Genomic DNA, 19889 nt, shown 5'->3' with positions numbered 1-19889 from the left:
TCATGTGGAATATTCATGGCAGTCGTCATTCCTGACGGCTCGACGAGACAGGAGAACCCATGGCCAACGTGACCGTGACCTACGACGACCTGCGCACGCAGGCGACCCACCTGCGCACCGGGCAGGCGTCGATCGAGGAGCAGCTCTCACGCCTCAAGGGGCAGATCGACAACCTGGTGGCCTCGGGCTACGTGACCGACAGCTCCTCGAAGGCGTTCGCGACCACGTACGGCGAGTTCAGCACCGGTGCGAGCACGACCATCGCTGCCCTGGACAGCATGGCGCGGTTCCTCGAGAACGCGGCCGAGACCCTGCAGGCGGCCGACGAGCAGCTGGCCGCCAGCCTCCGCTGACCCCTGACCGCTGACCACCCCGGTGGCCGTGCCGGCGACGGCGCGGCCACCTCGCTCAGGAGCACGCATGACCCCCAGATCATCCCTGTCGTTCGACGCCGAGGCGCTCGGGCGACTCACCACGACCTTGGCAGGCGTCCGGTCCGCTTTCGAGGCTGCCGACTCGGTGGCGTGTTCGCCCGAGCACCTCGGCCACGCCCGCCTCTCCGGTCGCGTGGAGTCGTTCTCGACCAGCTGGAACGACACTCGCCGCGAGCTCGCGGACTCCATCGGCGGCCTCGGCACCTCGGCCACGTCGATCGCCGAGGGCTTCGCGGAAGCCGATGAGGGGCTCGCCGCAGCCTTCGCCGGTGACGAGGCGACGTCGTGAGGGTCGATGGTCCGTTCTCGGCGGCGAGCGTCCCGGGCGATCCGGCGATGGTCCTCTTCGCCGCAGCGCGTCTCCACCAGACCGCTGAGGTGATCGCGACGGCAGCGCGAGCCCTCCGGCAGCTCGACTCCGAGGGGGCTCAGAGCGATGCCATCGACGCATTCCTCGACCGATCGGGCACCGTGGCCGAGCAGCTCGAAGCAGCCCACGCGCGCTACGCCGGAGCAGGGGAAGCCCTCCACGCCTACGCCGTCGCGTTGCGGCAGGCCCAGGAGGAGGCTGGCCCCGCGGCGCGAGAGCACGAGGCCGCGGTGGCAGACCGAGACGCAGCCGCGAAGCTCGCGGAGAAGTACGAGGGCATGGCTCTCGTGGCGACCTCCGAGGAAGCGCAACGAGACTACGACGAGCTGGCTCGGGTCCAGCGCCTCCGTGAGGACGAGGCGGGCGGCCGTGTCGTGACCCAGGGTCGGAAGGTCGACGCCGCTGTAGCCGCCCTCGAAGTCGCCGCGGAGGCAGCGATCGCCCGCTTCGACGACGTCACCTCCGACGGTCTCGTCGACTCTTGGTGGGATGACGTCCGGGGCGTCGCCAGCGCCGCCTACGAATCCTTCCAGCAGTGGATGGAAGAGAACGACGCGTGGATCCAGTTGCTGACCGAAGCGCTGGGCTACATCGGTCTGGCCCTCATGCTGGCGTCCTTCCTCTGCCCGTTCACGGCGTGGATCGGCGTCGTGGCCACGGCGACGATGCTCGCGTCGACAGCGACCGAGGCGGCTCGGGCGGCGGCAGGCACGGGAAGCCTCATGGAGCTGGGGATCAGCATCGTGTCACTCGCCACGTTCGGGGTGGGGGGCGCGGCCCTCAAGGCCGCGGCGAAGACCTCGGTCGCCAAGGTGGCCTTCGAACGCGTCGCGGAACTGCAGCGTGGGGGCGTGCCGCTGAGCACAGCCGTGAAAGCCGTCAACGGTGAACACCGAGCCATCATGGACGGTCCCCTCGACCTGCGAGGACGCATGCGCGGTCTCGGTGACCCCGAACTCGGGCGACTCTCTACCTGGAGCATCGAGTCCACCGCTGCACTAGCGAGGGCCGGAGCCGAGACTGTGGCGAGACTCGACCGTCTACTCGTCGCAGGGACGGCCCTCCGGGCCGCGAGTGCCGGGGTGACCGCAGCAAGGGCGGTCGATGCTTCGACGGGGTGGCTGGACCCCCTCCTCGGTGACCTCCGCGACGCCACCACCCTCCGCATCGAGAACGGAACCGCATGGTGACGCGGGCATCGGTCGATCGTCCGGACGATCCCTCGCTCCGCAGGTCCGTGGCCATCGTCCGGGTCGCCGTCGCGTGGAACCTCGTCCTCGGTGTCATCGTCATCCTCACGACTCGTTTCAGGATGGTCATGGCGGAGACCGCAGGAGAGGATCCGCTCGCTCAGGTCACTCTCGGCGTCCTGCCCTCGATGGTCCTGGGGCTGCTGTTCGTCGTGGGCAACGCCTGGCAGACCGCGGTCTTGGTGAGGTACGTCCGCCGTCCAGCCCGGCACATCCACGTCCTCCGTCCGTATCTCTCGGCCTTGGGATGGGTGCTGTCGACGGCACCTTCCATCGCGATCAGTCACGTCTTCTCGGCAGCCGGTCCCGGACCGGACCTGCTCACGACGCTCGTGAAAGGCACGATCTGGGTCAGCCTCGTGCTCGCTGTCGTGATCATCGCGACGAGCCATCTGCTCCATGGCGTCAGCGACTCAGCCCACCCTGACAGCCCTCCGGAGGGAGCACCGGCATGACGAGCTCGTACGTCTCCCGAGGATCGCCTGTCAGCGCAAGGTCGTACCGCCTTGCAGTCCCACCAGCCGTGATCCGTCTTCCTGGCGCCGTCCACCTGCAGGACATCCTCCAGCTCGTCCGGGAGGGCGCTGACGAGCGCGACGGTCCAGGAATCTCACACTCGGGCGTGAGTGCGACGACTTCTCTCGAGGAGCTGGCCGGTCTGGGGCGTGTCCTCGACACCTACGTCACGGCAGGCCCGGTACCGGGTTGCGGGGTCAGCCTCAGCATCGTCGTCACGTCCGTGACCGTCGAGGATGCGGGGCAGCGTGCAGGACCTCGCGAATCGTTCGCAGGGGCGAGAGGCAGGCAGTCGCTCTTGATCGGAGGAGAGCCTGCCATCTGCGTCTCGTCGGTCTCGTCAGGCGCCGAGCGGCCTGTGACAGGTGGCATGCGGGTCCTCCGCGCCAAGACGGTCATCAGCTGCGTTCCCGGCGACGACGACGTGCTGATCTCGTTCGCGGTCATGGTGGCCCAGCTCGAGGGTGGCGCCTCACCCGACACCTCTGAGGACGAGACCCAGGCGGTGGCCGACGCGCTGGTCGAGCTCTTCGACGCGATGATGACCACCGTTCGCTGGCTCGACGACCAGGGGCGCGTCATCACCGATCGACCCACGACATGACGGGCGCACCCGCCCGCCCCTCTCGAGAAGGAACAGGCATGACGCACCACGAACTCACCTCCGACGACATCCAGCCGACGGGCGACGACGGCCTCGATCCCCGCACCGCCGACGGGTGGGAGGTGCTCGTCGAGCACGACCCCGGGCTCTGGATCGCCCTGCCCGCCCGATGGCCCCACCAGGGGCACGACACCGCCAGGTCGTGGATAGCCGCCACCGTCCGCGACGTCGTCGCCCGGACGGCGGCCCCGACCCGGGCCGGCAAGAAGTGGCTCGTCAAGGTGCTCGACCGGCTCGCGACCTGGCAGACGCCCAACGAGCTCAAGTTCATGTACCTGCCCTCGCTGAGCAGCGAGCTCAGCCTGCTCCGGATCCAGTTCGGCCTCGTCTACGGTGACCGGGAGGCGACCCTCCGCGAGCTCGTCCTCGAGAGCGACCTGCCGGGGATCGAGCCGTCCGTCCTCGAGGACGTGACCACCGACTCCCTCGGCCTCGGCGTCTACGGGCTGCGCTACGCCGAGCTGGACGGCGGCATCACGGTCACCAGCATCTTCGCGTTCCGCTCGGGGCCCTTCGACCTCCGGGTCACGTGCGACGTCGGCCCGCCCGAGTTCGTCCCCGTGAAGGTGCCGGTGGCGCGAGCCTTCGTCGACGGCATCAGCGTCGTCAGGGCGACGTGAGGCTCACGGTCACCGTCCGCGACGGAGCGACGGGCGCCTCGGCCGACGTCGTGTTCGAGACCTCGCCTGACACCACGGTGGGGGAGCTCGTCGCACAGGCTGCACCGCTGGTCGGCATCCGCGCCGACGGTCCGGATGCCGCAGCTCTCGGCACCGCCGTCACGGTCGACGGCGCCCGCGTCGCCGAGAGCGTGCGCATCGCCGAGGGAACGGTGCTCGAGGGCAGCGTCCTCACGATCGGCGGTCCTCCCGGCGTCGCCGCACTGCCGCCCGACCTGCCCAGCATCCGCATCGTGGGCGGCCCCGGGGCCGGCACGGTCTTCCACGTCGACCCCGGCACCGTCGTGGTCGGATCGGCGCCCGAGGCGACGGTCCGTCTCGCCGCGCGAGGAGTGGCCCCGGTCGCGGCCCTCGTGCAGCTCGACGGAGCATCGCGCTTCTCGATCACTCCCGTGGCCTGCGACGACGCCGACGTCCCGCCCGTCACCGTCGACGGCGTGCCGCTGACGACGACGGTGGCGCTGACGCCGTCGTCGGTGGTCGAGCTGGGGGAGGTGCTGCTGGGCGTCGCGGACGCCGGGACGGCCTCCGCCGCGATCGGCCTCGCCGAGGGCGGAGGCCGACTGGAGCACGCACGCCCACCGCGACTCCTGCCCGAGCCCCCGACGACCGCCTTCCGGTACCCGGCGCAGCCGCAGGCGCCCCCTCGGCGCCCCCTGCCGATCGTCGCCGCCGCCGCCCCGCTCCTCATGGGCGGCGTCATGGTGCTGGTGCTCGACAACCCGACCTTCCTCGTCTTCGGACTGCTCTCGCCGGTGATCCTCATCGGCAACTACCTGTACGACCGGCGCAACGGCCGGGTCACGCACCGCGACGCCCTCGCGTCGCACGCGGCCACCCGCCAGGCGGTGGCCGCCGACGCCGCGGAGGCGGTCGTGCGTCGGCAGGACGAGCTGCGGTCCAGCTGCCCGGACGCCGCGACGCTCCTCGACCTGGCCGTCCGGCGTCGCGCCCGGCTCTGGGAACGGCGCCGGGACGACCCCGACCACCTGACCGTGCGGATCGGCGTCGCCGACCTGCCCTCCGGCGTCACCCTCGACGACCCTGACCTGCTGGAGCACCGACGCACCGTCGCCAGCCCCGCGCGGGCCGTGCCCGTCACCGTGGCGCTCGCCGACCGGGGCGTCGTGGGGCTGCACGGGCGCACCCCCGAACGCCGGGCGCTCGCCGCGTGGATGGTGGCCCAGCTCTGCGTCCTCCAGAGCCCTCGAGACCTCATGGTCGTCGTGCTGACGGACCGCGACGCCGAGGAGCACTGGGGCTGGCTCGCCTGGGTGCCCCACGCCCGCCCCGACAAGGGAGACGCGGACAGCCGCGTCCGCCTCGGCAACGACTCCGAGTCCGTCGCCCGGAGGCTCACCGAGCTGGCCGCCGTCGTCGACGCGCGACAGCGGGCCCGCCGTGAGTCGAGCGGCGCCGTGCTGGACGCCCCCGACGTGCTCGTCGTCGTCGACGGCTCACGCCGGCTCCGGGCGCTGCCGGGCCTCGTCACGGTGCTCCGCGACGGACCGGCCGTCGGGGTCGTCGCACTCTGCCTCGACTCCGACCGACGGTCACTGCCCGAGGAGTGCGTCACGGTCGTGCAGGCCGGGCGCAGCGCCCACGAGCTCTCCGCCCACCGCGAGGCCGACGTCCAGCACGTGCGGGTCGACGCCCTGCCCGTCGGCTGGCACGACTCCGTCGCGCGGGCGCTCGCCCCCGTCGTCGACGTCGACGACGGGGGCGACGCCGGCGGACTGCCGACGTCCTCCCGCCTCCTCGACGTGCTCGGCCTCGACCGCCCCAGCGGCAGGGCCGTCCTCGCGCGCTGGGCCGAGAGGGCGCCCAGCACCGAGGTGCTGCTCGGCGAGGGCGTGGACGGTCCCTTCTCGATCGACCTGAGGCGGGACGGACCCCACGCCCTCGTCGCCGGCACGACGGGCTCGGGCAAGTCGGAGCTGCTGCAGAGCGTCGTCGCCTCGCTCGCCGCCTCCAACGCCCCCGACTCCATGACCTTCGTGCTCGTGGACTACAAGGGCGGCGCCGCGTTCCGCGACTGCGGCCCGCTGCCCCACACCGTGGGCATGGTCACCGATCTCGACCCGCACCTCGTCCAGCGGGCACTGACGAGCCTGGGCGCCGAGCTCCACCGTCGGGAGCAGCTGCTCGCGCTCGCCGAGGCCAAGGACCTGGAGGACTACGAGGAGGCGCGTGGCCGGTCCGAGGGCGGAACGCTCCCGACCCTGCCCCGCCTCCTCATCGTCATCGACGAGTTCGCGAGCCTCGCCCGGGAGCTGCCCGACTTCGTCACCGGGCTGGTGAACGTCGCCCAGCGGGGGCGGTCCCTCGGCATCCACCTCGTGCTCGCGACGCAGCGACCGTCGGGAGTGGTGTCGTCCGAGATCAGGGCCAACACCAACCTCCGCATCGCCCTCCGCGTCACCGACGCCGGCGAGAGCACCGACGTCATCGACGCCGCCGACGCCTCCCGCATCCCCCGGTCCGCACCGGGGCGCGCCTTGGTGCGCCTCGGCGCGGGGGCGCTCGTGCCGTTCCAGGCGGGGCGTGTCGGCGGCCGCGCCGAGCGCGAGTCCCGACCGGACGGCACCTGGTCGGCCCGGCTGTCGTGGGACGGGGCGGCCGGGCCGGCGCCCCGGCCGCCCGCGACGGCCGCCGTCGAGGACCACGAGACGACCGACCTGGTCCAGTTCGTCGCCGCCGTGGTGGAGGCCGAGGCGCTCCGCGGCGGGGAGCGGCCGCACCGGCCCTGGCTGGACGCGCTGCCTGCCCTCGTCGAGCTGGAGCACCTCGTCGGTGCCGAGGCCGGAGGCGGCGGACCACCGCGCACCCTGCCGCCCCTGCCCTTCGGGCTGGAGGACCACCCTCGGGAACAGGCCCGGCGGACAGCAGCACTCGACCTCGACGTCGACGGGCACCTGTTCGTCGCGGGCGCCGCCCGGAGCGGGAGGTCGCAGGTGCTGCGGACCCTGGCGGCGTCGATCATCCGCCACACCTCGAGCGCCGACGTGCACCTCTACGGCATCGACTGCGGCAGCGGGGCACTGCTCCCGCTCGCGTCGGCGCCGCACACCGGCGCCGTCGTGCGCCGCACGGAGGTCGAGCGGGCGCGCCGCCTGCTGGCACGCCTCGTGGAGGAGACGCTCCGGCGACAGACGGTGCTCGCCGCCGGCAGCTGGGCCAGCGTCACGGAGCAGCGCCGGGCCGCCCCGGAGGAGGACCGCCTGCCCCACGTCGTGCTGATGATCGACCCCTGGGAGGGGTTCGTCGCCAGCCTCGGCGACCTCGACCTCGGCGAGCCGGTGGAGCTCGTCACGCTCCTGCTGCGCGAGGGGGCAGCCGTCGGCGTGCACCTCGTCGTGACGGGGGACCGGCTCCTCGTCAGCGGCAGGATGGCGACGCTCGTCGAGCGCAAGCTCGTCCTGCGCATGGCCGACCGCGCCGACTACGGCCTCGCGGGCCTCGACCCCAGGTCGATGCCCGACGAGCCCGGCCCCGGGCGCGGAGCGGACACCGTCAGCGGCGCGGAGACCCAGGTGGCGGTGGTCGGTGCCGACCCCTCGGGCAGCGCCCAGGCCGAGGCCCTCCGCCAGGCGGCGGGCGAGGCCGTCCGCCGTGACCTCGCCGTGCCGCCCGGCCGCAGGCCGTTCCGGCTCGACCGGCTGGAGGGCGACCTGACCTTCGACGGCGCGTGGTCACGTCACGATCCCGCGGCCCTCGGCGGCGCCTTCGCGATGGTGGGGATCGGCGGCGACGACCTCGTGCCGGTCGGCCCGCGCCTCGCCGACGCTCCGGGCACGTTCGTCGTCGGCGGCCCGCCACGGAGCGGACGCAGCACCGTCCTGGTCAGCATGGTGCGGTCCCTCCTCGCCCAGGGGCTCGAGGTGGTCGTCGTCACACCGCGGTCGTCACCGCTCCGGGACCTGGACGGGCTGCCCGGGGTGGTGGCCGTGCTGCGCGGCCCCGACCTCCGCTCCGACGAGCTGGACGCCGTCCTCGGCGACGAGGCACCGGAAGGGCGGGTGCTGGTCGTCGACGACGCCGAGCTCGTCAAGGACGCCCCGGCGGCGGCGTGGCTCGCCGACTTCGTGCGCTCGTGCGCCGACGGGCCCGGTGCCCTGGTGGCCGCGGGGTCGGCCGCGGACCTCGGCGTCGGCTTCATGGGCTGGCACGCCGACCTCCGCCGGAACCGCTGCGGCGCGGTGCTCAGCCCGAGGGCGACCTCGGACGGGGAGCTCGTCGGGGCACAGCTGGCCCGCAGCGCCACGTCAGCTCGCTCCCGACCGGGGCGGGCCCACGTGCACCTCGGCGACGGCGTCACCGTGCCCGTGACGGTGCCCCGCGGCTGACGTTCCCGGCCGGGCGGCGAGGCCTGGGCCCGCAGACCCGCGGGACCGCGGGACCGCGGGACCGCAGGCCAGGAGGCCTGCGGTCCCGCGGGTGCGCCGTGAGGACGTCAGGGGGCGCTCGACACCAGCAGCTCCTCGGCGGTGTCTCCGTGGCCACGTCGGCGACGACGGACGTGGAGCGCCACGGAGGCCACGAGCATCACGGCCCCGGCCAGCGTCACGCCCAGCGCCGCCGCACCCGCCTGCAGGTTGCCGTCCGCCCCGGTGAACGCCAGCCCCGTCGGTGCCGCCGCCGGCGCGGGCGTCTCGGCGGGGAGCTCGGGGACCTCGGGGGCCACCACGCTGAACGACTCCGCGAGGTGCACGGTCGTGTCGGCGAACGCGGGCACCACCTGGACGCCGTCGTCGTCGGGCACGGAGCCCTCCGACGTGAACAGGAACACGTAGTGGCCCTCGCGCTCCACCGGGAGGCACGGCGACTCGTAGGTGCCGTCGCCGCTCACCGTGGTGGTGGCCCGGCCGGCGAGCAGGGCCTCGTCGATCTCCGCGATCGGGCCGAGGTCGTGACCGGCGGCGAGGGCCTCGGGGAAGGGACCGACGAGAACGGTGTCGACCCGCGCCTCCGGCGCCTGGCCGTTCCACTCGGTGACGGTCAGCTCGTCGCTGACGCAAGCGCCGGGCTCGACCTGGTCGGCCCCCACGACGGTGGTGGAGACCTCGGGCGCCCACGGGACGAAGGTCGTCTCGGAGGCGGTGCCGAAGGGAGAGCGCCAGCCCTGCACGCGGTCCCGGCCCGCGTCGACCGGGGTGTCGGAGGGGTCGATCGTCTCCACCCACGTGAACCAGCCGCCGCTCGGCAGCTCGCAGCCCGGCGTCGTGTAGGTGCCGGGGCCCTCGTCGACGACGACGCTCACGTCGCAGACGACGGGCGCGTCGGAGGGCCAGTCGTCGGCGCGCGCGACGGGCTCCCGGAAGGGGCCGAGGAGGCGGCTGCGCACGGTGACGGGGACGGGCTGCCACGTGCCCGCGACGTCGTGGCGGCCCCACTCCGAGAGGAGCCCCTCGCCCGGCAGCACGTCGACGGTGAGCTGGTCGGTGACCGTCGTGCCGGGCTCGGCGACGACGTCGCTGGTGCGGGTCTCTACCCGGGGGCGGAAGGGCAGCGGCGAGAGGGCCTCGGCGCTCGCCGCGCCCGAGGCCTCGACGCTGGTGCCGCCGGAGAAGAGGATGCGCTGCGAGCCGGCCGGGCTCGTTCCGGCCGTGACGATGCGCCCATAGGGCAGCCCGTCGAAGCGCGTGTCGGCCGACACCTCGACCTGGGCGAGGTCGCCGGTCGCGCGGAAGTCGAGGTCGACGCCGTTCTGGACGACCGCCGTCGTCGAGCCGTCGGCGAACGCCCCGCCCGTGAGGGCGACGGTGCCGTCGTGCTGCGGCGTGAGCAGCTCGGGCCCGCCGCCGACCCGGTCGACGGACAGGTCGGAGCGGAGGGTGCCCGTGCCGTCGTCGCGGAGCTCGACGGAGGTCGACGCCGTGACGGAGGTCGACGCTGCGGCCGTCGCCTCGGCCAGCATCTCGTTGGCCCGGTCGAGCACGATCGGCCAGCGCTCGTTGGCGCGCCCCGCGTAGTACCGCTGGGTGTGCCCGTTCAGCCCCGTGATCGTCCACACCGCGAGCTGCCCCGCAGCGGCCGTGTCGGCGTCGGTGGTGTCGCCCCAGGTGCGGGCGATGTAGGCCAGGCGAGCGTGGTCGGCGGTCGAGACGCCGACCACCTCCGAGCCGGTCTCCGTGTCGTAGTGGTTGCCGACGGGCGACGACTTGCCGGCCTCGAGGCAGAAGGCCTGACGCCCGTCGTCGAGTCGGTAGGTGCCGAGGTACGAGACGCCGTCGCCGCGCCAGAGGTGGCCGGTGCCGAGGCCCGCACCCGTGACGGCCGTGGCGGGCGCCGCGAGCCAGAGCGGCCCGGCCACGAGGGCGAGGACGATCAGGAGGGCCGTGAGGAGAGCAGGACGAGGTGGCCTGGGAGGGCGGTGCGATGAGGTCATGCGATGACCCTGGCGAAGGTGTCGCGGCGGATGAGGGACGACCTTTTCTTCCTGTGGACGACGAGGCGGGGGGCGTCGCGGGGGAGGACGGGCCCTACCCGTCGACGCTGTCTCGATCGCGACGCGGGCCCAGTTCGGCGAGGTGAACGTGGCGATGCCGTCGCGGTACCTGCAAAAGATCCCGGTCGAGCTGATCGACTGGAAGCAGTCGCCCGGCATGGCCGACAGCCGAGGAGGCACGCAGCCGCGGGCGCTCAACGCGCGTCGCGAGGGCGGTGCGGGCGACCGTCTCGGCTCGACCCCGCGCGCGAGCGGCGGCTACGGCGGCGGCAGCTACGACCGCGCGACCGCGGCCNCACCGTGCGCGACAACGGCGACCTCGAGCTCGAGCAGGGCGACCGCATCTCGCACGTCGACTTGGGCGAGGGGCGTGTGATGGCCGTCACCGGCGTCGGTGCCCGCCGCATCGCCGAGGTGCTGTTCGACACGGCTGGCCGCAAGAAGCTGCTGATGAAGGTCGCGCCGATCGAGAAGTTGGTCTAGCGATGACAGACAACCGCGAAATGGATGAAAGCCCTCTCGTGGGTGTGCGCCGGACACCTAGCGGGGTTCCACTCATGGCTGCGCCCTCCGACGAAGATCTGCATTTCGTCGACGACGTCGAGCCCCTTCACGTGCAGTGGACCACGAGCTGATGCCTCGACCAGGTCTTCGGCCACATGGCTGTAGCTTGCGGCTAGAGGGATCCTGTCTAGGGGCGCGCCTGGGTCTGCAAGCTTGGCTATGCGGCAGAGCGCGCTGGTCGAGTAGAGGCCGTTTGTCGAACCGTTCGCTAGGCAGCCGAGTCTCGCCGGCGACGGCTTCGTTCCTGGCGTTCTGCTGGCTCTCCTCCAAGGTGGTCTTCTCGCCGTAGGGCGCGGCACGGTCGAGCTGCCGCATCCTACAGGCCTCCTCGTGGCTCGCCAGCGCTCGCTGGCCAGGCCGTCGTCGTCAGGCTGCCGATATGAACACCGCCCAGTTCTTGTGTGGAACATGTCAATACTGGCAGGATGCCGCTGGGAAGCGGACTTTCCGCTGGGGTTCGACTGGGCGTTCGGCGTCACTTGCTGCACGACATCAGTCGTATGCAAGGAGCCCCATTGCCCTTCTTCGCAGTCAATGGTGAGGATCGAAATGAAGAAAATGAAGATGTCGATAGCCGTCGCGGCGCTCGTTGTCGGTGCCGTAGCTCTCCCGGCTGGTGTTGCCGGCGCGGCTGAGCTGGGTGGGTGGGATGAGAACACGGGTTGGTTCTCGACCTCATCCGGCCCTGAGATCGGTGGCAGATCGGCGGCGGTGACCGCGGTGAACCACCGGGGTGCATCTGAGGAGAAGGTCGTCAACGGGTACACGAACAAGCGCGCGAAGGGCTGGACGACGTGGGTAGGCGTGCGCCACTACACGACTGCTCGGATGGAGAGCGGCAGCACGGTTCTCACCAGCTCGGGTCGTCAGTGGGGCACGAGCGGCACGCAGGCCACGTCGCCGTGGTTCGTCGCGAACCACACCTACGGCAAGGGGTCAGCGAAGTCCTACTACGGCCGGTAGGACCTCGGGCGGGAGGGTTCTGCCCTCCCGCCCTTCTCGCTTCTAGCCATTCAGGAACCTCATGAACCGTCGAGAACCTCTCTTGAGCGTGACGCTCCTGGTCCTGTTCAGCGCCCTCGGCGCAGGGATCGGCGTCTACGCCGATGTCCGCAGTGCCGTTGCCTTGGAGGGAGGAAACCTCTACAGCGCCACGGCGGTGAGGCTCGACTCGCTCGATGTCGTCGATCAAGCAGAGCTCGACAGGACACCCCCCACCGGCCGCCTCTTCCAGGAGCTCGACGGTAGCGGCCACCTGCGGGTGGTTCGCACGCTGGGCCGACCTGAACCGTTGCCGATCCACGAAGGAAGACAGTTCCGCGCCACCGACGAGCGTGTTGCTCTCGTCGGCCACCAGGTGGCTACACGCTTGAACAACGGGCGGCGCTACGTCGACTACGAGGGTCAGGCGTTCTTGGTCATCGGCCGTCTCGGTGTCCGTGCCGACAGCGGACTCGCCCATGACGTCTTGCTGCAGGACCGGGACCTCGCCAGCGTCGACGGGCCTGTCATTGTCGACGTAGAGGGCGGCGCGCAGGCGCTGCCAGACATGAGGGTGAGAGCGACGGAACCGGTAGGCGGGCGAACAGATCAACGCACCAATATCGACTACGTCTCACCGATCGTGATCCTGTGCGGGTGGGGACTCACGCTCTTCGGTGCGGGGGCCTCCGGGCTGCTCATCGCGGGCTTCCGCAGGCCGGTCGCAGCCGTTCAGTACCGGCTCGGTTCTCGACGCCTGCGCGTGCTGATGTTGAGCGTTCTCCCTCTCGCCTCGCTCGCTGGGGCTGTGTTCGTGACGGTCTGGGGCCTCGCGCTGGCCTCAGCGGGAGCGTTGCGCTCTGCGACGGAACTCGCGGCCGCAGCGGGCGCACCGCTCGTGCTGAGCACCGTCGTCTCTGCGGGGGCCCTCGCAACATCGCTCTGGGTGAGGGACAGATGAACGCGTCGTCGCTGCTGCGCGGCACCTACGGCCGTCTCGTGGCGAAGGTCTTCGTGCTCGCCTTCCTCGTGACGAGTCTTTACAACGTATTCAGCTTCTCGCGGTCGACCCAGGATGCGGTCAGCCAGAGCTTTGACGACTCCGCCGAAGTCCACATGTACGGCCTGACCGATCGCTTGACTGACCCTGCGCTTTTCGAGCAGTACCGGAAGTCCCTGGCGAACCTTGAGAAGGTCACCACCTTCTATGACTCCCTCGAGCAAGGCGCCCCTGCAGGCGTGCGGCTGCTCTCTGCGTTCGATCAGGCCATGCCGGTCGCGGACTTCGCGGGCGGGCAGGCGTTCGAGCAAGGCTACGGAACCCAGGAGACAGTGCAGGGTCCCTACGAGGATCCGGTCCTGGGCAAGCAGGTCGTGAACGTCAAATCCGTGCAGCTGAGCGAATCCACCTTCGACTTCTACAACCTCGCGGGTCAGAACGACATCGATCTGGACTGGGGTGCTGTCGACTACGACAGCGAAACGATTCCTGTCCTCCTCGGGGCCGACTACGACGGTGTCTACGCCGTCGGCGACCGCCTCACCGCCAACTACTACTTCAAGCCCACCCGCATGCGGGTCGCCGGGTTCCTCCCGCCGAACGCCTCGATGTTCTACCAGGGCGACATCAATCATTTTCTGGACGACCACCTCGTCGTTCCCTACCCGAGAAGCATCACCGGGGCGGCCGAGGCCGATCCGGGGTTCTACGGCATCCTCGCCTTCGCGATGCTGAACGCCAACATCGCCGTCGACCGAGGCCAGCCCGATACGGTGGTCTTCACGACACTGCAGAGCGCAGCGACGTCATCAGGGTTCGACCAATACGCCTTGCTGAGCGTGCCGAGCTACCTGACGCAGTTCGCCTCAGTCCGCGCTCTCGTTCACGACAACTTCGCCCTGGTGCTGACCGTCGAGTGCCTTGTAGCGGCGGCATCTCTCGTGATGAGCGGCATCCTGACGAACAGCGCGACCCGACGCAGAGAACGACGAATTCGCATCGCGTGGGAGCTCGGGCAGAGCCGCAGCGACCTCGGACGAGCAGTGCTGACCATCGTCGCCATCGAGTACGCCAGCCTTGCTGTCGTATTCCTCGCGGTCACGCACATGCTTCCGAACCAGGATTCGTCCGCACGGACATTCTGCCTGACGCTCATCGCCCTGCTGGGGGCCGCGGATCTGTTGCGTTGCCGTACGCAGCTCCGACACACCATCCGACACCGTCCAAGGAACGAACCATGACCGAACTCCTCGGGCTGCAGTCGCTCACCAAAGCCGTGCGCGAGCCCAACGGCGCCATGCGCCCGATATTCGACAGCCTCACCTTCACCATGGCATCTGACGAGCGTTCGGTGGCGCTCCTCGGGCGAAGCGGCAGCGGCAAGACGACGCTGCTGCGAATCATCGCCGGCCTGGATGGTCGATACGACGGACAGTACGTCTTCCAAGGCACGGCGCTGGCGAAGCACCTCGATCCGCTCGCTGACCACCGACGACGGCACATCGGCCTCGTCGCGCAGTCCTACGATCTCCTCGACGACTTCACCGTTGAACGGAACGTCCTCTTCGGCGCCCGCGGACTGGAGCAACCGGAGCGCCGGACGAGGGAGGCCCTCGCGTTGGTAGGGCTGGAGGGCATGGGCAAGAAGCCGGTCACCAAGCTCTCCGGGGGGGAGGCCCAACGTGTCGCGATCGCGCGAGCGATCATCAGGCGTCCCACCCTCATCCTTGCTGACGAGCCCACCGGCGCCCTCGACGAGGACACCGAAGGCGAGGTCCTCGATCTCTTCACCCGTCTTCAGGAGAGCGGAACCAGCTTCATCATCGCCACTCACAGTCCTCGCGTAGCGGCAGCCTGCCACCGACGCGTGATGGTGGCAGACCGTCGCCTTCGTGAGCTCGGAGACGACCGTGGACCCGTGCGCGCTGCCCTGCCCATTGCGGGTGGTGGATGAACGACGCGACTGACGACAGCGCGCGACTTCGGCTTACACCGGACACGACGACGCCCGCCCGCCGTAGTTAGGTGGGCGGGCGTCGTAGCGGTGCTGCTGTCTACTCGGTCTCGTCGAGGTCGATGTCCTCGCCCGCGAGGTCGTTGTCGGCGAGGCCCGGCTCGGCCTCGCGCGGCGACCCGCCGGTGGGGCCGTCGTTGCCGTCGCCGAGGCCCGGCAGCACGGTCTCGCCGGCGACCGCGTCGTTCGTGACGATCTGCTGGCTCTCCTCGAACTCGGTCTCTTCGTCGTAGGGCTCGTGGCCCGAGGCGGCGGGCACGTGGGTGTCGCTCATGGTGCGTCCTTCCGGTGGTGGGTCAGGGATGGGTGGTGGGGGAGAGGCAGCCGCTCAGCTCAGGCCGAGCTGCTGCATCAGGCCGGCCTCGTCGGTGGCGCCCCAGCGCTCGACGAGCAGGCCGTCGTCGTCGAAACGGCCGACCTGGATGCCGCGCACCGTGAACGACTTCCCGGTCGCCTCGTGGCCCTGGAACGGCCCCGTGTGCGTGCCCGAGATCGTGAACACGGCGGTCACGTTCTCGTCGTCGGCCACGAGCGTCTCGACCGCGAGGTCGACGTCGGGGAAGGCCGTGAAGAAGTCGCTCCAGAACGCCTTGATGCCCGCGACGCCCGCGGGCGCGCCCGGCGCCGGGTCGTGGTCGACGACGTCGGCGTGGAAGCCCTCGCCGAGGCGGTCGACCTCCCGGGCGGTGAGGATCTCACCGATCAGCTGCTGGGCGGCGAGGTTCTTGTCCTTCGACATGCGTGTCTCCTAGTGGTCCTGGTGCGGTGGTCGGGGGTGGTGCTCGGGTCGCTCCCGGTCTACTCCGCCGGGGTGTCAGACGGCCTTGAGCAGGTCGTGCTCGACGACGGCCTCGACGGCGAGCACCTTGTAGCCCTCGCTCTCGAAGAAGACCGTCAGCCGGTCGTCGTCCGTGCTCATGACCGTGCCCTCGCCCCAGGCGGGGTGCGTGACGCGGGTGTCGGCGTCGAAGAGCGGGGCCGGAGCATCCGACCCGACCCGCGACTCTTCGGCGGCCGGCAGCTCGGGAGCCTCCTCGGCCGCGCGGCAGTCGTCGCAGTTGCCGCAGCGCTCGGGCGCCTCCTCGCCGAAGTAGCCGAGCAGGAAGCGTCGGCGGCAGCCCCGGCCCTCGGCGTAGCTGCGCATCATCGCGATGCGCGACTTCTCGACCCGGTCACGCGCCTCCGCGGTCTCCCTCGCCCGCTCGGCGGCCGTCTCGGCGTCGACGCCGGAGGTCGCGGTGTACCCCTCCTTCTCCTCCCGCACGGTGCCCGCCTCGAGCAGCAGGTCGACCAGGCGCGACACCTGCCGCGGCTTGAGATCGGTCGCCTCGGCGATAGTCGTGCGCCGCACCGGCCCCGAGGAGGCGCGGACCGCCTCGTACACCGACCGCAGCTCGGCACGGGACGGCAGCCCCGACGCGAAGAAGGACCGCAGCCCCAGGTCCTCCGGCCGGTAGTGCAGCGTCGCGTCGGCGGGCTCGCCGTCACGCCCGGCCCGCCCGATCTCCTGGTAGTACTCGTCGAGCGACTCGGGCACGTCGGCGTGCACGACGAAGCGCACGTCGGGCTTGTCGATGCCCATGCCGAAGGCGCTCGTGGCGACGACGACGTCGATCTCGCCGGCGTGGAAGCGCTCGTGCAGGGCACCTCGCTCGGCCGAGCGGAGGCCCGCGTGGTACGCCTCGACGGTGCGGTCGGGGCAGCGCTCGCCGATCTCGTCGGCGTAGCGCTCGCTCTCGGAGCGGGTCGTGACGTAGACGATGCCGGGGGTCACGAGCTCCGCGACCTGCTCGACGACGGCACGGCGCTTCTCGGCGTCGTCCTCGTGGCGCACGACCGAGAGCGACAGGTTGGGGCGGTCGAAGCCGCGGCTGATGACGAGCGGGTCGCGGAGGCGCAGGCGCTCGATCACCTCGTCGCGCACGGGGCCCGAGCCGGTCGCGGTGAGCGCGAGCACCGGCGGGCGGCCCAGGGCCTCGACGACCTCGCCGAGGTGCAGGTAGTCGGGGCGGAAGTCGTGGCCCCACGACGACACGCAGTGCGCCTCGTCGACGACGAAGAGGGCGACGCCCGCGCGCGACAGGCGCTCGACCGTCTCGTCGCGGGCGAGCTGCTCCGGCGCGAGGAAGACGTAGGTGATCTCGCCCGCCTCGATGCGACGCCAGCTCTCGTCGTTCTCCGCGTCGGAGTGCCCGGAGTTGATGTCGGCGGCCGGGGGAGCGTCCGGATGGCCCACGAGCCCGGCGACCTGGTCGGCCTGCAGCGCGATGAGGGGCGAGACGACGACGGTCGGGCCGTCGAGCAGCGCGCCGGCGACCTGGTAGATCGCGCTCTTGCCCGAGCCCGTGGGCATGATGCCGAACGTGTCGCGGCCCGAGAGCACCGCCGTGATGGCCTCGGCCTGGGCGGGGCGCAGCTCGTCCCACTCGAAGAGGCGGGCGGCGGTCTCCGCGATCGTGGCGGCGTCGGGGGCGGTGCGGGCGGGCTTCGTCGCGGTGCGGCTCATGGCGTTCCTCGTGGTGCGGGCGGCGCCGTGGTGCGCCGGGAGTGACCATGAGATTCCCGGCCCCGGCGACACGCTCAGGCTGCACAGGCGATCGGCAGAGATCCCTCCTCATCCGTACCCCGGCCGGGGAGAGTACCCCCGTCACGGCTCCCGAGGGCGGCTCACAGGCCAGGCGCTAGGCTGGCCGAGGCCTGTTCGTCACGACGTCGAGACACTTCGGCTGAGCCGTGACGAGGCCGGTGCCGCCCTGCGGCACGACCGAGCTAGCACTGGCGCAGCGATGCGGATTGGAAGAACAGCGTGGATCTTTTCGAGTACCAGGCCAGGGACTTGTTCGAGTCCTACGGCGTGCCCGTCCTGCCGGGCATCGTCGCCGACACCCCTGAGGAGGCGCGCGCGGCGGCCGAACAGCTCGGCGGCGTCATCGTGGTCAAGGCCCAGGTCAAGGTCGGCGGTCGCGGCAAGGCCGGCGGCGTCAAGGTCGCGAAGACCCCCGACGAGGCGCAGGCCGCGGCGGAGGCCATCCTCGGACTCGACATCAAGGGCCACGTCGTCAAGCGCGTGATGGTCGCGGGCGGCGCCCAGATCGCCCAGGAGTTCTACTTCTCGGTGCTGCTCGACCGGGCGAACCGCTCGTACCTGTCGCTCTGCAGCGTCGAGGGCGGCATGGAGATCGAGCAGCTCGCCGTCGAGAAGCCCGAGGCCCTCGCGCGCGTCGAGGTCGACCCGCGAGCCGGCATCGACCTCGCGAAGGCGGAGGAGATCGCCCGCGCCGGCGGCTTCCCCGACGAGCTGGTCGGCAAGGTGGCCCCGGTCATCGTCAAGCTCTACGCGGTCTACGAGGGGGAGGACGCGACGCTCGTCGAGGTCAACCCGCTCGTGCTCACCGAGCAGGGCGACGTCGTCGCCCTCGACGGCAAGGTCTCGCTCGACGAGAACGCCGCCTTCCGCCACCCCGCGCACGCCGAGCTGGAGGACGCCGACGCGGCCGACCCGCTCGAGGCCAAGGCCGCGGCCTCGGGCCTGAACTACGTGAAGCTCGACGGCGAGGTCGGCATCATCGGCAACGGCGCCGGGCTCGTCATGTCGACCCTCGACGTCGTCGCGTACGCCGGCGAGGCGCACGGCGGCGTCAAGCCCGCGAACTTCCTCGACATCGGCGGCGGAGCGAGCGCCGAGGTCATGGCGGCGGGCCTCGACGTGATCCTCGGCGACGAGCAGGTCAAGAGCGTGTTCGTCAACGTCTTCGGCGGCATCACGGCCTGCGACGCGGTCGCCAACGGCATCGTCGCGGCCCTCGGCATCCTCGGCGACTCGGCCACCAAGCCCCTCGTCGTCCGCCTCGACGGCAACGCCGTCGAGGAGGGCCGACGCATCCTGGCGGAGGCGGCGCACCCGCTCGTCACCGTCGTCGCGACCATGGACGAGGCGGCCGACAAGGCCGCCGAGCTGGCTTCGAAGTAAAGGACCTCAGAACAATGTCGATCTTCCTCACCCGCGACAGCAAGGTCATCGTCCAGGGCATCACCGGCGGCGAGGGCACCAAGCACACCGCCCTGATGCTCAAGGCCGGCACCCAGGTCGTCGGCGGCGTCAACGCCCGCAAGGCCGGCACGACCGTCACCCACGGCGACGTCGAGCTGCCCGTCTTCGGCACGGTCGTCGAGGCCGTCGAGAAGACGGGCGCCGACGTCTCGATCGTCTTCGTGCCCCCGGCCTTCGCGAAGGACGCCGTCATCGAGGCCATCGAGGCCGAGGTGCCGCTCGTCGTCGTCATCACCGAGGGCATCCCCGTGCAGGACGCCGCGGAGTTCTGGTCGCTCGCCAAGGCGAAGGGCACCACGCGCATCATCGGCCCGAACTGCCCCGGCATCATCACGCCGGGCGAGTCGCTCGTCGGCATCACGCCCGCCAGCATCTCGGGCAGCGGCCCGATCGGCCTCGTCTCGAAGTCGGGCACCCTGACCTACCAGATGATGTTCGAGCTGCGCGACCTGGGCTTCTCGACCGCCATCGGCATCGGCGGCGACCCCGTCATCGGCACGACCCACATCGACGCCCTCGAGGCGTTCGAGGCCGACCCCGACACCAAGGCGATCGTCATGATCGGCGAGATCGGCGGCGACGCGGAGGAGCGCGCGGCCGACTACATCGCGGCCCACGTGACCAAGCCGGTCGTCGGCTACGTCGCCGGCTTCACCGCGCCCGAGGGCAAGACCATGGGCCACGCCGGCGCCATCGTCTCGGGCTCGGCGGGCACCGCACAGGCCAAGAAGGAGGCCCTCGAGGCCGCCGGGGTCAAGGTCGGCAAGACGCCGAGCGAGACCGCGGCGCTGCTGCGCGAGGTCTACGCCGCGCTCTAGGCGCGACGCCCTCGCCGGCCCCGCCGACCCCGGTCGGCACGACGGGCGTGTGCGGCGTCCGCGGGCGGTCACGACCGCCCAGGGACGTCGCACACGCCC

At 71.3% G+C, this 19889-nt stretch carries 18 protein-coding genes and 1 pseudogene; 15 read left to right on the top strand and 4 right to left on the bottom strand.

Features of this window, described 5'->3' with window-relative positions; all coding sequences use genetic code 11:
* The first annotated feature begins 59 nt into the window (after positions 1 to 59).
* From ASF82_RS11890 to ASF82_RS11860, 7 genes are all read left to right on the top strand, one after another.
* Complete coding sequence (locus ASF82_RS11890) at positions 60 to 353, top strand: WXG100 family type VII secretion target (protein WP_056057240.1); 294 nt, start codon at positions 60 to 62, stop codon at positions 351 to 353.
* Positions 354 to 420: 67 nt separating this feature from the next.
* Positions 421 to 723 (top strand): hypothetical protein, encoded by a 303-nt coding sequence (locus tag ASF82_RS11885; RefSeq protein WP_056057239.1) that lies wholly within the window; start codon positions 421 to 423, stop codon positions 721 to 723.
* A gap of 47 nt (positions 724 to 770) precedes the next feature.
* Positions 771 to 1994 carry a hypothetical protein gene (locus tag ASF82_RS11880; protein WP_156370120.1) on the top strand — a complete coding sequence of 408 codons (1224 nt, stop codon included), beginning with the start codon at positions 771 to 773 and terminating at the stop codon, positions 1992 to 1994.
* Between the two features lie 47 nt (positions 1995 to 2041).
* Positions 2042 to 2509 carry a hypothetical protein gene (locus ASF82_RS11875; RefSeq protein WP_162240274.1) on the top strand — a complete coding sequence of 156 codons (468 nt, stop codon included), beginning with the start codon at positions 2042 to 2044 and terminating at the stop codon, positions 2507 to 2509.
* 167 nt (positions 2510 to 2676) lie between these two features.
* Positions 2677 to 3174 carry a hypothetical protein gene (locus tag ASF82_RS15795; protein WP_235491275.1) on the top strand — a complete coding sequence of 166 codons (498 nt, stop codon included), beginning with the start codon at positions 2677 to 2679 and terminating at the stop codon, positions 3172 to 3174.
* A gap of 38 nt (positions 3175 to 3212) precedes the next feature.
* Entirely contained in the window at positions 3213 to 3854 is a 642-nt protein-coding gene (locus ASF82_RS11865; protein ID WP_056057232.1) for a hypothetical protein, read from the top strand.
* On the top strand, positions 3851 to 8260 hold the full coding sequence (locus tag ASF82_RS11860) for an FtsK/SpoIIIE domain-containing protein (RefSeq protein ID WP_082514599.1): 4410 nt from the start codon (positions 3851 to 3853) through the stop codon (positions 8258 to 8260). Before ASF82_RS11865 ends, ASF82_RS11860 begins: the two co-directional genes overlap by 4 nt.
* A gap of 107 nt (positions 8261 to 8367) precedes the next feature.
* Here the strand turns inward: ASF82_RS11860 and ASF82_RS11855 are convergent, their stop codons facing one another.
* The gene (locus ASF82_RS11855) at positions 8368 to 10302 is read right to left on the bottom strand and encodes a hypothetical protein (protein WP_156370116.1); all 1935 of its coding nucleotides are present in this window, start codon (positions 10300 to 10302) and stop codon (positions 8368 to 8370) included.
* Between the two features lie 121 nt (positions 10303 to 10423).
* Between ASF82_RS11855 and ASF82_RS16360 the strand changes: the two are divergent.
* The 6 genes and pseudogenes from ASF82_RS16360 to ASF82_RS11830 form a co-directional block, all read left to right on the top strand.
* A pseudogene (locus ASF82_RS16360) lies at positions 10424 to 10657 on the top strand (hypothetical protein); the annotation flags it as partial.
* A 1-nt stretch (position 10658) separates the two neighbouring features.
* The coding region (locus tag ASF82_RS16175; RefSeq protein WP_235491274.1) for a hypothetical protein at positions 10659 to 10845 on the top strand (187 nt) is incomplete at its 5' end.
* 630 nt (positions 10846 to 11475) lie between these two features.
* Positions 11476 to 11889 carry a hypothetical protein gene (locus tag ASF82_RS11845; RefSeq protein ID WP_156370114.1) on the top strand — a complete coding sequence of 138 codons (414 nt, stop codon included), beginning with the start codon at positions 11476 to 11478 and terminating at the stop codon, positions 11887 to 11889.
* Positions 11890 to 11977: 88 nt separating this feature from the next.
* The gene (locus ASF82_RS11840) at positions 11978 to 12868 is read left to right on the top strand and encodes a hypothetical protein (protein ID WP_056057223.1); all 891 of its coding nucleotides are present in this window, start codon (positions 11978 to 11980) and stop codon (positions 12866 to 12868) included.
* Positions 12865 to 14148 carry a hypothetical protein gene (locus ASF82_RS11835; protein ID WP_056057221.1) on the top strand — a complete coding sequence of 428 codons (1284 nt, stop codon included), beginning with the start codon at positions 12865 to 12867 and terminating at the stop codon, positions 14146 to 14148. The genes ASF82_RS11840 and ASF82_RS11835 overlap by 4 nt, the downstream gene beginning before the upstream one ends.
* The gene (locus tag ASF82_RS11830; RefSeq protein ID WP_056057219.1) at positions 14145 to 14861 is read left to right on the top strand and encodes an ABC transporter ATP-binding protein; all 717 of its coding nucleotides are present in this window, start codon (positions 14145 to 14147) and stop codon (positions 14859 to 14861) included. Before ASF82_RS11835 ends, ASF82_RS11830 begins: the two co-directional genes overlap by 4 nt.
* A gap of 100 nt (positions 14862 to 14961) precedes the next feature.
* Here the strand turns inward: ASF82_RS11830 and ASF82_RS11825 are convergent, their stop codons facing one another.
* The 3 genes from ASF82_RS11825 to ASF82_RS11815 all read right to left on the bottom strand — a co-directional run bounded on the left by ASF82_RS11825 (position 14962) and on the right by ASF82_RS11815 (position 17427).
* The gene (locus tag ASF82_RS11825) at positions 14962 to 15195 is read right to left on the bottom strand and encodes a hypothetical protein (protein WP_056057217.1); all 234 of its coding nucleotides are present in this window, start codon (positions 15193 to 15195) and stop codon (positions 14962 to 14964) included.
* Between the two features lie 54 nt (positions 15196 to 15249).
* On the bottom strand, positions 15250 to 15660 hold the full coding sequence (locus ASF82_RS11820) for an ester cyclase (RefSeq protein WP_056057216.1): 411 nt from the start codon (positions 15658 to 15660) through the stop codon (positions 15250 to 15252).
* 75 nt (positions 15661 to 15735) lie between these two features.
* The gene (locus tag ASF82_RS11815) at positions 15736 to 17427 is read right to left on the bottom strand and encodes a RecQ family ATP-dependent DNA helicase (protein WP_056057214.1); all 1692 of its coding nucleotides are present in this window, start codon (positions 17425 to 17427) and stop codon (positions 15736 to 15738) included.
* 300 nt (positions 17428 to 17727) lie between these two features.
* Here ASF82_RS11815 and sucC point away from each other — a divergent pair, with 300 nt between their 5' ends.
* Both sucC and sucD read left to right on the top strand, forming a co-directional pair.
* A complete protein-coding gene (gene sucC / locus ASF82_RS11810) occupies positions 17728 to 18891 on the top strand; it encodes an ADP-forming succinate--CoA ligase subunit beta (RefSeq protein WP_056057213.1) in 1164 nt (387 codons plus the stop codon).
* A 14-nt stretch (positions 18892 to 18905) separates the two neighbouring features.
* Positions 18906 to 19790, top strand: a complete 885-nt coding sequence (gene sucD, locus ASF82_RS11805; protein ID WP_056057209.1) for a succinate--CoA ligase subunit alpha — start codon at positions 18906 to 18908, stop codon at positions 19788 to 19790.
* Positions 19791 to 19889 lie beyond the last annotated feature (99 nt).

Origin of the sequence: Frigoribacterium sp. Leaf164 (assembly GCF_001423665.1) — a bacterium.
Taxonomy (GTDB): domain Bacteria; phylum Actinomycetota; class Actinomycetes; order Actinomycetales; family Microbacteriaceae; genus Frigoribacterium; species Frigoribacterium endophyticum.
The sequence above is the reverse complement of the archived record's forward strand: the minus strand, read 5'-3'. Positions and strand labels throughout refer to the sequence as shown.

What these genes read in the sequence shown, in the direction of transcription:
- ASF82_RS11890 (WP_056057240.1), top strand. Translation starts at nt 60, where the DNA reads ATGGCCAACGTGACCGTGACCTACGACGACCTGCGCACGCAGGCGACC.
- ASF82_RS11885 (WP_056057239.1), top strand. Translation starts at nt 421, where the DNA reads ATGACCCCCAGATCATCCCTGTCGTTCGACGCCGAGGCGCTCGGGCGA.
- ASF82_RS11880 (WP_156370120.1), top strand. Translation starts at nt 771, where the DNA reads ATGGTCCTCTTCGCCGCAGCGCGTCTCCACCAGACCGCTGAGGTGATC.
- ASF82_RS11865 (WP_056057232.1), top strand. Translation starts at nt 3,213, where the DNA reads ATGACGCACCACGAACTCACCTCCGACGACATCCAGCCGACGGGCGAC.
- ASF82_RS11855 (WP_156370116.1), bottom strand. Translation starts at nt 10,302, where the DNA reads ATGACCTCATCGCACCGCCCTCCCAGGCCACCTCGTCCTGCTCTCCTC.
- ASF82_RS11845 (WP_156370114.1), top strand. Translation starts at nt 11,476, where the DNA reads ATGAAGAAAATGAAGATGTCGATAGCCGTCGCGGCGCTCGTTGTCGGT.
- ASF82_RS11835 (WP_056057221.1), top strand. Translation starts at nt 12,865, where the DNA reads ATGAACGCGTCGTCGCTGCTGCGCGGCACCTACGGCCGTCTCGTGGCG.
- ASF82_RS11830 (WP_056057219.1), top strand. Translation starts at nt 14,145, where the DNA reads ATGACCGAACTCCTCGGGCTGCAGTCGCTCACCAAAGCCGTGCGCGAG.
- ASF82_RS11825 (WP_056057217.1), bottom strand. Translation starts at nt 15,195, where the DNA reads ATGAGCGACACCCACGTGCCCGCCGCCTCGGGCCACGAGCCCTACGAC.
- ASF82_RS11820 (WP_056057216.1), bottom strand. Translation starts at nt 15,660, where the DNA reads ATGTCGAAGGACAAGAACCTCGCCGCCCAGCAGCTGATCGGTGAGATC.
- ASF82_RS11815 (WP_056057214.1), bottom strand. Translation starts at nt 17,427, where the DNA reads ATGAGCCGCACCGCGACGAAGCCCGCCCGCACCGCCCCCGACGCCGCC.
- sucD (WP_056057209.1), top strand. Translation starts at nt 18,906, where the DNA reads ATGTCGATCTTCCTCACCCGCGACAGCAAGGTCATCGTCCAGGGCATC.